This is a genomic window from Nocardiopsis sp. iso_238 (assembly GCF_056173325.1).
This window is the reverse complement of record NZ_CM149668.1, coordinates 5,954,828-5,967,350: the sequence shown is the minus strand read 5'-3', so window position 1 is coordinate 5,967,350 and position 12,523 is coordinate 5,954,828. Positions and strand designations below refer to the sequence as shown.

The 12,523-nt window shown below is 69.1% G+C and carries 2 protein-coding genes; both read left to right on the top strand.

Annotated features, from left to right (window positions below; genetic code table 11):
- The first annotated feature begins 28 nt into the window (after positions 1–28).
- Complete coding sequence (locus AC0VYL_RS26875) at positions 29–385, top strand: hypothetical protein (protein WP_475457137.1); 357 nt, start codon at positions 29–31, stop codon at positions 383–385.
- Between the two features lie 5 nt (positions 386–390).
- On the top strand, positions 391–12,465 hold the full coding sequence (locus AC0VYL_RS26870; protein ID WP_475481824.1) for a WXG100-like domain-containing protein: 12,075 nt from the start codon (positions 391–393) through the stop codon (positions 12,463–12,465).
- Positions 12,466–12,523 lie beyond the last annotated feature (58 nt).

Genomic DNA, 12,523 nt, shown 5'->3' with positions numbered 1-12,523 from the left:
AACGAGGCAGGACGAGCAAGGAGGGGCCATGTCGGAACGCATCTCGATCGACCCTGAGGCGGTGGCCAGGGACGGTGCCGAGATCCACCAACTCGCCGCCGAGGTGCGTGCGATCGACCAGTGGTACACCACCTCGGCCGACGCCTTGGGCGAGTGCTGGGGTGAGGGTGACGCCGTCGCGAAGTCGTTCGAGAAGAACTACGTTCCGGCTCGCGACGGGTTCGCTGTCTTCCTGAAGACACTCGGGACCGCGTTCGAGGACACCGCCGAAGCCACCATCGAAACCGCGAGGCAGTTCGGCCGCTCCGAGCAGTACGGCATCGACACCGCGACGCGACTGGGAGGTCTCCAGGGCGGTACCGGTGGCACCAGCGGGAGGCACTGACCTCCATGGGAATGGAACTGCCCGCCGAACTCCGCAACCTGTTCTCGGTTCTGACAGGTTCGGAGTGGCCCACCGCCGACGAGACGCGGCTGTGGGAGCTCGCCCAGGTCTACGGCACCACCGCTGACCGGTTGGAGATCGAGCTCCCGCAGCTCGTCATCCGGATCAAGAACAAGGTGCGGGAGAACTTCGACGCCACGGCGGCGGACTTCTTCGATCAGTCGGTGGACGAGTTCACGGCGGGGCAGAACAACTACCTCGGTGAGGGCACGGCGGTCGCCCGGGGTCTCCAGGAGTACGTCCACAACGCGGGCACGCAGGTGCAGTACGCGAAGTGGATGATCATCGGCCAGCTGGTGCAGCTGGCCCTGGAGATCGCTTGGGCGATCGCCATGGCGCCGTACACCTTCGGTGCCTCCCTGGCCAAGATTCCCATCTTCCAGGCGATCGCCCGCACCGTCATCGGACGGGTCATGTTCCGGCTGCTCTCCACGCTGCTCCAGCAGATGGCGATCAGCCAGTTCTTCGCGCTGACGTTGGACGCGCTGATCCAGCGCATCCAGATCGACCAGGGCAACCGCGACGGGTGGGACAAGAAGCTCACCGAGGACGCGGCCAAGGGCGCCTTGCTGGACGGCCTGTTCGGCACCGCCGCCGCCTTCGGTGGAAGCGCGCTGTCGAACCAGTTCAACAAGCTGCTCGGCAACACCGCCGGACCCACCATCTCCAAACGCCTCGACGACAACTTCCCCATTGACAGCCTGGGCAAGGGCGGCAAGGACCTCCCCAACGGCATCGGTGACGTGATGGGGCGCAACACCGACGAGCTGCTGCGCGCGTACGGCATGGACAACCGTCCCGGGTGGAGCCGCCCGGTCGACGGCGAGCGCTTCCGCAACGACATGGGGGACAGGTTCTCCGACTCGTTGGGCGACTCGATGGGCCGGAACCAGGCCCGCGACTTCGGCAACGAGTACGCCGACGCCTTCTCCCGCAACTGGGGGAAGGAAGGCCTCGGCGACGCCCTGAACGACGTGGTGAACAAGTACGGGCGCAACCTGGACCCGGACCTGAAGGACTTCCTGACCAAGGGTGTGCCCACCGGTGTGCGCGACGGGCTCTCCGACGTCGGTACGCACTGGAAGAACTTCCTGGCGCAGCTCGGCGGCCAGGGCATCGCCAACGCGGCGCAGGGGATGCTCAGCGAGGGCTTCTTCAACCTGCTGTTCAGCGACGAGAAGACCTTCTCCATCACATGGCTGTCCGGTGTCTCGGGTTTCGTCTCCGGAGCGGTCCAGCAGAGCCTCACCCAGGGCGGTCTGGCGCTCCTCAACCAGCTCAACAACGCGGGCCTGCCCGAGGGTGTCCCGCCGCCCACACCCAACCCGCCCCCGACGGACGGTGGAGGCGACGACACCGGCAACAACTCGAACCAGAACGGCGGCCCGCCGGAATCGGGGTCGAACAACTCCTCGAACAACTCCTCCTCGAACTCCTCCACCTCGAACAACTCCTCCTCGAACAACTCCTCCTCAGAGGGGGAGGGCGGCGGCTCACGTGACGGGCAGACGCAGAACTCGACCAACGACTCCACACAGGACTCGACCCCGCCTCCGCCTCCGCCGCCCCAGCAGGTGACCACGGAGTCGTCCGACCAGAACGACCAGTCGGACGGCGGAGACAACCAGCCCGCGCCGCCCCAGCAGGTCACGACCGAGTCGTCCGACCAGAACGACCAGAACGACACCGGTCCCTCCCGGCCGGAGACGCCGTCCAACGAGAACGACGGTGCCAACGAGTCCACGACGGAGGACACCCCCGGGCAGGGCTCCGAGGAGCCGGTCAACACCCCGAACGGGAACGAGGACGGTGGCGACACCGACCACCTGAACCGGGGCGACCCGGACGAGACCGCCTCGGAGAACGACGAGACCGGCGACGCTCCGGTCGTCGGTGGTCAGGATCAGTCCACCGAGGAGACCGGAGACCAGAACCAGCCTGTCCAGGAGCAGCCCGTTCAGGAGACTCCTGTCCAGGAGACTCCGGTCCAGGAGCAGCCGGTTCAGGAGTCCCCGAACGAGGACGACCGGCCGGTTCAGGAGTCTCCTGTTCAGGAGGAGTCGACCGGTGGTGGTGTGGTGCAGGAGCCTGGTGGTTCCGAGCACCGCAACGGGCCGGAGGAAACGTCCCAGAACGAGCAGGTCCAGGACCCGCCGGTTCAGGAGACGCCGGTTCAGGAGACGCCGGTGCAGGAGTCCCCGGTCCAGGATCAGCCTGTCCAGGAGACGCCGAACCAGGATGACCGGCCGGTTCAGGAGACGCCGATCCAGGACCAGCCGGTTCAGGAGTCTCCTGTTCAGGAGGAGTCGACTGGTGATGGTGTGATTCAGGAGCCCGGCGGTTCGGACCTCCGGGACGGGTCGGAGGAGACGTCCCAGAACGAGCAGGTCCAGGACCAGCCGGTTCAGGAGACGCCGGTCCAGGAGCAGCCGGTTCAGGAGTCCCCGAACGAGGACGACCGGCCGGTGCAGGAGTCTCCTGTTCAGGAGGAGTCGACCGGTGGTGGTGTGGTGCAGGAGCCCGGTGGTTCCGAGCACCGCAACGGGTCCGAGGACACGCCCGTCCGGGAGACACCCAACCAGGAGCAGCCCGTTCAGGAGACCCCGAACCCGGAGTCGCCGGTCCAGGAGGACTCTCCGGTTCAGGAACAGCCCGTTCAGGAGTCTCCGAACCAGGACGACCAGCCGGTGCAGGAGTCTCCGGTTCAGGAGTCCGGGGACGACACCGACGGCAACCCCCAGGGGCCGCCCGCCTCGACTCCGAACGCGAACCCGAACGCGGGCGGACAGGGTTCGAGCGACGGCAACACGAACACGCACCGCCCGAACGGCCCTGGGCGCGACGGCGATGCCGAGACGGTCGTGGAGAACGAGTCCGGGAACACCGACACCCAGCTCTTCCAGGACGACACCGGTCGCGACGACGCCCGCATCCAGGACGAGGCGACCGGCGGGCAGGACACCGGCGCGAACGTGCACCAGAACGGTGACCAGCAGGGTCCGCTGAACGAAAGCGACTCGCGGGAGTCCACACCTGACGAGGACGGATCGGGCACCCCCGTGCGCCAGGACGACGCCTCGAACGAGACGGCCGCGCACCCCGACGCCACACCCGTGCCCGTCGTGATGGCCCCGCTGCACAACCCCGCGCAGGGCGGTCAGGAGTCCACGGGCGACGGACGCCGCCAGACCCCGCCCGGCAACCAGACCAACACCCCACCGGTGTCTCGGCCGCGCCCCGACCCCGACGCTCCCGCCCCCGTATCGGACCGGCTGCGTCCGCCCACGGAGTGGCAGAACGCCCGGGACGACATCGAACCCAGGCGGGTGGGAGCCAACCGGGACCGTTCAGGTGTCGACACCGACGGCATCGAGATCCTGCACGGGTCCAGCAAGGACAACCCGATCAGCTCGATCGCGGAACGCGGCTTCGACGTGCGCCGTATCCCCCTGCCGAACCCCGAGCCGGACGGCCCGACGCACGTCACCGAGCTGACGTTCCGGGTCAACTTCGGTACCGGCCCCGGGGTCAGTCGCGGAGACGCCAACACGGCCCAGCAGATCTTCCAGGACCGGTTGAACGACGTCGTCAACGAGCGCTACCGGCTGCCCGACAGCGGGGACCAGTTCCACGTCCGGGTGGAGGAGGTCGGCCCGGACGGCCGTCCGCACGCCGACATCACCTGGGTGCGCGACAACCCCGACCTGCCGGGACGCAGCGACACCGCCAACTGGCGCCTGGACGACGGAGCCGACGTCTGGCTGCACGAGACCCTGCACCGGCTAGGCCTCAACGACGAGTCCCAGGACCGTTCCGAGGACGGCTCCGGTCGGCCGCGCGCCGTTCTCCGGGACTCTCCGGACTCCACCGCCGTCCACGAGGCCGGCGGCTACATGGACTCCCCGGGCGGGCGCGACAACCGCCCTCCGGAGATCCTCAACCACTACCTGGAGCAGATCGAGAACCAGGCGAACGGGGCGTCGCGCTACGACCCGCCGACCCGGGTGGGTGACCTCCCCGACTCCGTGCACCAGGACCTGACCCAGATCCTCGACCCGGAGGGGAGCAGGTCCCAGGACGACACCATCGCGCTGTTGGGCGCCGCCTACGACAGCCGTGAACGCGGTCGCGGCGACGACCAGGTCCTCGCTGACCTCCCGCCCCGGCTGAAGGACGACTTCGGCCGAACGCTCAGGGAGTGGATCTCGGACGGGCGCCTGGACGGCGCCCTCGATCGGGCGCGTGAGGCGGGTCTGGACTCGCCGCTGTCCCAGATGCCGAGCGGACCCACGCCGGTGACCACCGAGGGCGGCGGGAACCACCGCGCCGCCTCGCCCTGGACAAAGCTGTTCAGGCCCAGGGGCGGGGGTGACGACAGCAACGGTCACCAGATGCAGGATCTTTCTGGGAACAACCGGGACCGCGACACGAACGACGGGAACAGGCGCAACGACGACAACACTGGTGGGGAGTCCTCGCGTCCCCCGCGCAGGACACCGACCACGACGGAGGAGACACCGCCTCAGCAACCGGTCCGGGACGAGAGCGGGCAGCAGGACCTGACCCAGGATCAGACTCAGCAGGACCAGACCCAAACTCAGCAGGACCAGACCCAGACCCAGCAGGACCAGACTCAGGTCCAGACTCAGGACCAGACGCAGCAGGACCAGACCCAGACCCAGCAGAACCAGACTCAGGACCAGACCCAGCAGAACCAGACGCAGCAGAACCAGACTCAGGACGAGACCCAGGTCCAGACTCAGCAGGACCAGACCCAGCAGGTCCAGGACGAGACCACCCAGCAGGACCCGCCCAGGCCGGTCGACGCCGACACGAGGCAGATCCTCGACCTGCTCACCGACATCGGCCCCGCCAACAACGGGGACGGGTACTCGGGTGTGCACATCAACCCGGACGCCGACGTCCAGGGGCTGGGGCAGCGCCTGACCGACCAGCTCGCGCGGAACGGTATGGAGCCGGACGCCAAGGCGTTCAAGGACGCGCTCGACCGCATCGGTGACGGACGGGCCCGTGCGGGGGAGACGTTCGACATCCCCGTTCACGACGTCGGCGCCGACCGTCGCACCGGTGACGACGGCACCGACAACACCGGCCGTGAGAACACCCCTCCGCCCGTGCGGGGCAACGTGCAGTTGACCGTGGACCGCACCTGGCGCGACACGACCGCCTCGCCCGACCGGAAGGCTAACGCCGGGAACTCGACCGAGAACCGGGCCAAGCAGGTCAGCACCGGAGCCCAGCAGGGACGCAAGGGCTTCAGCCCCCTGCTCCCGGTCACCATCATCGGCAGTCTGGCCGCCAAGACCGCGTTGATCAGCACGCGCTTCAAGGGGTCCTTCTCGGTCCGCCAGCGCGGCACCGACTTCCAGGTCAGCTCGGAAAACCGCCACAAGCGCAAGGTGGACGTCGACGGGGACGATCCGTCCCGTTTCACCGGTGATCTCACCGTGTCGGCCGCCCTGGAGGTGGCGCCCGCCCCGTTGCCGCCAGCGACCACACCCGAGCAGCAGGGATCGGGCGACCAACGGCCACCGGCCGGGCCGCCCATGCGGATCGAGTTCTCCGACAGGTTGAACGACGCCGTCGACGTGGTCCTCGCGGGCCACGTACGTAACGACGGCAACGAAAACCAGACCTCGACCGAGGGCCAGACTTCCGCTGAGGGGCAGACCTCGACCGAGGGGCAGACTTCCACCGACGCGCAACCCACCCCCGAGCGCCAGGAGGCCCCGGAGAACTTCCGCACCGACCGCGACGGCACCCCGATCCGCGCCCCCCGATTCTCGCGCACACTGGGCGTCCTCGACGGGGGCCTGCCCAAGGACTTCCCGGTCGACATGGGGACGTTGCGCGACAACCTCGGTAAGGCGGACCAGGGGAAGGTCCTGCGTTTCCCTTACACGGACGACTCCGGAAACGCGCAGTACCTGGAGATCAGCGGAGGTCCGGTCTCCTACGAGCGGATCGGACCGGAGATGAAGGACTCGTCCTTCTCCGACACCGACAAGTTCTCCGACAACGCCCAGACCAGCGCGGGCCGTACCAACAAGCAGGAGGGCCGGGTGGGGGTCGGCTTCCTGGGCACGATCCCCGGGATGGATTCGACGCCGGTGGTCATTCGGATGGGGCCCGAGGCGAGCGGCGGCATCAAGGGCACCCAGAAGCACTCGCGCAGCACCGAACACGGCAGCGAGCGCACGTACGGGCCCGGTAGCAAGGGCGACTCCGCCTTCTACCGGGTGAACCGGACCTACACGGTCACGACCACCGAACAGCAACCCCCCGCCGCCTCGAACAACACCACCAACACCGGGAACACGGGGAACACCACCAACACCGGGAACACCACCAACTCGGGCAACACGGGGAACACCGATAACACGGGGAACACGGGGAACACCAACACCGGGAACACGGGCGACAACAACACCAACAGCAGCGGTGACTCGCCCAGGCACCAGCCCACCGTCCGCCCGGGCACGTTCGACCTGACCACCTTCGACCAGGTGTCGACCCGCGACGCCCTGGCCATGGCCTCAGACGGAACGAACCAGGACACCCCGGCCGCCCCCAACGTCCCAGGCCTCCACAACGACCGTGTGGACAACCTGGGTGAGGCCGTTCCGGTGCGATCGGAGTGGAACGACCGCAGTCTGCGCGACACCAACGGTGACTCGCCCATGACGGTCGCGGCCAGGAACATCCACACCAACGTCTTCCAGAGCCATCCCGAACTGGTGACCGACCCCTCCGGGCCCAGGGGCGACCGCCGAGGGTTCTGGAGAACCCTCTGGCAGGGGCAGGACCTGCGTGTCGAGAACACGTTGAAGATCTACGACATGGTCGGCGGGGCGATCGACGAGTCCGGCAACCTGACCGGGAAGGGCGTGGAGATCCCCCTGCGCACCGGCGGTCTGGGCAACGCCCTCACTCCCGCGCCCGGGCGGATCCGTTCGATCATCGGCTCGATTCCCGGGATGTCGTCCGTGCGCGACGACAACCGGGACGGCGCCGACTTCATCACGATCCTCCTGAACGGTTCGTTGAGCGACGGCCGGTTCGAGGGTTCCCGGAGCGATGGTTCCCTGAGCACCAGCCTCAACGCTTCGACATCGCAGGGTTCGGGCAAGCAGAACTCGACCGCCTACGGCGGGGACCTGGGCGCGTCGGTGCAGGTTCGCGTCGGCTCGACGAGCGCCGGTATGCCCAAGGGAATCGTCGACGTGGGCGGCACCTACGCCTACGAACGTGAGAACGCCAACCCCCTGTCCGGCAGCCGCAAGGCCGGTGTCGAGGCCGCCACCAGTGCCAAGGGGGACCTGGAGTCGTGGTCCTATGCGCTTCAGCTGGACATGAGGCTCGGCAGCGACGCGGTCATCGACGTGACCCCGCAGAGCGGCGACGGCGAGACCCCGCAGGGCCCCCGGGTCGTGGTGGAGGGCGCCAAGACGGTGCCCGTGCCCGGAGAGCTCGGCCCCGCCACCCCCGAGACCGACCGCGGCGCGGAGGCGACACGGGCCCAGAACGCCGCCCAACAGGCACTCGACGCGGTGCAACAGGCCCGCCAGGCGACGGACGAGGCTCGTGACGAACTGAACCGCCTGACCGCGCTCGCTGACCAGCTCGAAAACCGGGATATCCACCTCGCGAAGGCCGAGGCGACGGCGAATTCCAGGAACGAGGCAGCAGAGCGGGCGGACCAGCTCGCGCACAAGCAGGAGGACACGGCCACCAAGGCCGAGACCCAGGCCGACGACGCCCGGGCGCGGGCGGTTCAGGAGCGTGTGGACGCCGCCCGGGACCTGCGGGACGCGGCCGACCGGAGAAGGGAGGCGATCGAGCAGACATGGGCCTACGTCGACGCCCTCCAGACGGAGACGGACGCGCGGGGCCGCCCCGAGGGGGGAGAGGGCCAGCCGTCGGGGGACCGGCGCACCCCGTCCACCCCGCTGCCGGATCTCCTCGACACCGGGCTGGACAACCTCGGTGAATCGCCCGACCAGACCGCCGCCGACCAGGCCTGGAACACGGCACTCAACAACTGGAACGCGCTGGCCGACGCGGAGCGGGCGGCGGGCGACGCGAGGGCGGAGGCCGAGTCAGCCTTCAACGAGTCTGCCGGGCCGCCGTCCACGGAGGGTGACTCCTCCGGTGCCCAGCCGCGGCCGACCCCGTCGCCCGAGGTCCAGGACCTGGGCGCGGGCGCGCAGCGGGCGACGGATGACGCGGGGAACCTCAAGTCCCAGGCCGACACGCGGGACACGAAGGCCACCGAGGCGGAGGGCACGGCCAGCAAGAAGGAGTCGGACGCCGCCGACCTGCGTCAGCAGGCCGGAGAGTCGCGGAACCAGGCCAACGAGTCCGCAGAGAACGCGCGGCAGGCGGACCAGGACGCGGAGACGGCCCGCGGACTGCGGGAGGAGTCGGCGGGTGCGGCGCGCGACATCCCCGGAGCCGAGCAGGTTCTCAACCAGGCGCTGGACCTGGAACAGCGCAGGCACGAGGAGGCCGCCGGGGCGCGGGGACGCGGGGAGGACCACCGGTTCGCGCAGGAGCGGGACGCCCGGTTGCGCCCTCCGCCTGCACCGACTCCGCAGCAGGACCAGACCCAGCCGACGCAGGACAACCAGCAGACCCAGACGCAGACCCAGGACAACCAGAACCAGCAGAACCAGACCCAGGACAACCAGACTCAGCAGAACCAGCAGGACCAGCAGGACCAGACCCAGACCCAGGACCAGAACCAGAACCAGCAGACTCAGGACAACCAGAACCAGCAGGACCAGCAGGACCAGACCCAGACCCAGGACCAGAACCAGAACCAGCAGACTCAGGACAACCAGAACCAGCAGGACCAGACTCAGCAGACTCAGGACAACCAGAACCAGCAGGACCAGACCCAGGACAACCAGACCACCGAGAACCGGGGCGGGCACCGCGCTCGGCCCGACCTCGACCTCGACAGCATGCCGCACGCGCCCAAGCACTCCGAGTCGCCCGGGCTCTGGAACCGCGTCGAGAACTCCATCAAGTCCGCTCCCGGCTACTCCGAGGCCTCGCGCTCCGGAGAGGCCGTCATCGGCCAGATGCGCGTCCTCAGTTCGCCCAAGGCCCTCGCCGCCCACTCGATGGACGTCCACGACAGCGGGCTCGACATCCAGGGGCAGTTCGAGGACGGCGTGATCCACCGCTCCAACGTCGACATCAACATCAGCGCCGAGCGCACGTCGATGCAGACGTCCGGGGCCGTGCTCGACGGCGGCGTCGACCTCACCTACAAGTCCGAGTCGGACAGGGTCACCGGCACCAGCAAGAACACCTCGCACACCTGGACGATCGGTGTGAAGGGCGAGGGGGCGCCCAACCAGACCGACACCAGGAACAACCGCGTGCGCTTCACCGCGGGGGTCGTCCCCTACGCCTCCAAGCAGACGACGACGGAGGGCGACTCCACCTCGTTCGGGGAGGAGACCAAGGTCTCCTTCCCCGGAAGCACCGTCAAGGTGACGACCAACGACGAGTTCAGCGTGAACACCAAGACGAGCACGCAGTGGAACGCCTTCGTCTCGGTGCCGATCAAGACCAGGACCGTGGGGGACGGATCGGTCCCGCCGCCGACCTCCGACAACGGCAACGGCCGTAACGGTGAGAACACCGAGAACGCGCGGCACACCGAGAGCGGGACCACCGAGTCGCGCCACCGCGTTCTCGAACTCACCCAGAAGAACGCCCTGCCGGGGACCGCGGGGCTCGACGGCGCACTGACGAACGCCCGTGGCGTCCCGGACGGAATCGGGTTCGTCCCCGGCCGCGAGACCTCCGGGTACGCCCTCAACGGCGTCGACACCGACGCGGCCGTGGACAGCATCTCCCGGCAGGTGCGCGACTACGGGGTCGAGCTGAGCGACCAGAGCAAGCACGACATCCGGGTGGCCCTGTCGGCGACCAACAGCCGGGGTGACAACCTCAGGCTCCAGACGGGCGGGGTGGTCCTGCCGATCCGGGTGCGCGAGATCAACTTCGGTGACCAGCGCTTCAGCAGCGGCGGCTGGCTGCGCCTGGGACTGGGGCGCGACGGCACGCCCGTCTTCGGCCAGGTCGAGTCGGGGATGTCCACGGAGCACTCGGCCTCGGCGTCCTCCGAGCACAACGACTCCAAGGGAAAGCAGAAGAAGCAGGGCGTGACAGCGGGTCTGGACGGCGGCTTCAACCCCGTCCCGGCGACCGGAACCGACAGCAGCGGCGCCCCCACCTTCCCCAAGGACCGCTACCACACCAACACGGCGAGCGCGGGCACCGGTTGGGACAGCGCCACCACCACGACGAAGCTGTCCTCCGACACCGAGACGAACACGACCTCACGCGCGATCAAGGCTCCCGGGGTCAACGTCACCACGCAGATGAAAATCGACTTCACGCTGTCCCTGGACCGCTGGTACGGGAGCGGCTCGCGAGGCGAGGCCTTCTCGTCGTCCGTCGACGTGGGGCCCCGCACCGAGGTCTACCAGGCGGGGTCCTTCCAACCCGTGCCCCCGCAGACGACCCAGCAGGCGCCTCCGGCTCCGACGCCCGTGACCCCGCAGCCGTTCGTCCCCGACAGGACCGTCGTGAACGACATCGACGCCTTCGCCGGCGACTGGCGCGGCAGGATCGACGGCGACCAGACCTTCCTTCCTCCGGTGGACTCGGTGGGGCGGGACACCATCGCGGACGCCGCCCTGATCGCCCAGGCCCGGGCGAAGGGCTGGCAGCCCGACCCCGACAACCGGAACGTGACCGACGCCGTCGACCATCTTCGCCGGAACGGGGCCGGGTCCCGCGCGCCCGTGCTCGGGGCCGCCGTGGACCAGCAGGTACTGCGCGGGCTGTTCGGCGCCTCCTCCGGTGACGGTGCCACCCTCGTGGGCAAGGACCCGCAGGGGCCCTTCGCCGTTCCCGGTCTGGAGACGAAGCTGTTCACCCACGTCGACCGGGCGGGCGGTGAGATCATCGGCGCGACCAGCGAGATGACCACCGGAAAGGAGGGCTCGCAGACGCACCGCGACGAGCACTCCGTGTCCCACTCCGGATCGACCGCGCTCACCAACGCCCTCGACCTCGCGGGCATGAAGGGCGTGGACCAGCCGGCCTCCGACTTCCAGGAGTCCTCCGCCCTGGTCGGCGGTGGAACGAGCGGCGCGGGGGCGAGCAGCTCCGCCGCAGGCGGCAACAAGCAGTCGTCCTCCGCCGTCCACGTGGACGCCGACGCCTCCCAGAAGGGGCGCGGATACCTGGTGCGCTTCCCCGTCGACGCGCTGCTCGTCGCCCAGGACACCTCGACGGGTTCCCGACCGACCGCGGAGTCGACCCAGTCCACCGTCGACGTCTGGCTGACCCCGGAACAGGTCCGGGAGATCGCCACCGGGGTGAGCGAAGAATCCATCAACGCGTGGAACACGGTCGCCGATCGCCAGGACTCCGCGTCCGACTCCGAGAAGGCCCTCAACACGGCGCTCAACGACGCCCTGGGCCTGACCCTGTCGGACGACGCCCGAGCGCAGGCCCGCGCCGCCTCCGACATGCTGGCCCTGGGGCCGGAACTGGACCCGAGGTCCTGGTCAGCGGAGACCTCCGCCGGGGTCCAGGCCGTTCGCGAGTACCTTGGCTCCACGGCCCAGGACCGGGGGTGGGGCCGTTCGGAGGCCGACACCGCGACGGCGCACACCGAAGCGCTGAGGGGACTGAACGATCTCAGGGCGGGCGTGGGGACGCCTGGCGGGCTCACCCGGGAGAGGGTGGACGCCCTGGAGGGCCTGGTCCAGCGCCGCAACGATCTGAACACCAAGCTGCGCGAGCACCGCGATGCCCTGGACGCCTCCTTCACGGCCCTGGAGAATGCCTTCCCGACCCCTCCACCACCTTCCCCACCTCCCCCTCCGCCACCACCCGTTCCCGTCACCACGGGGGTCAACCCGGTGATGCAGGCGGACTTCATGACCGCCCTCAACCCGACCGGCTGACGGGCACACAGACCATCTCCACCCGTGCCGCTTTTCGCGGCCGCCCCCGATACGCCGG